This is a genomic window from Collinsella sp. SGI.033, from assembly GCF_050315135.1.
Taxonomy (GTDB): Bacteria; Actinomycetota; Coriobacteriia; order Coriobacteriales; family Coriobacteriaceae; genus Collinsella.
The window spans coordinates 1-214 of record NZ_JBNPOK010000085.1 but is presented as its reverse complement, the minus strand read 5'-3'; the positions used below and the strand labels follow the sequence as shown (position 1 = coordinate 214).

The window sequence follows — 214 nt, the reverse complement described above, 5'->3', positions numbered from 1 at the left end:
CTGCCGGTTATCTTGACCAGGTGGCAGTGGTGGCACACCCTGTCCGCGATCGCGCTCGCCGCCACGTCGTCCCCGAACACCCTGCCCCAGCCGCTGATCCCCACGTTGGTGGTGATGATCGTCGAGCGCTGCTCGTAGCGCGTCGATATCAGCTGGAACAGCAGGTCCGCGCCCGCGCTGCCGACGTCGAGGTAGCCGAGCTCGTCGATGATCA

Annotated in this window: 1 protein-coding gene; it reads right to left on the bottom strand. The window is 66.4% G+C overall.

Annotation, left to right across the window (positions count from 1 at the left end; genetic code table 11):
* Positions 1 to 214 (bottom strand): ATP-binding protein (locus ACQRC0_RS08860; RefSeq protein WP_427729351.1); only part of this gene is annotated, 214 nt, incomplete at both ends.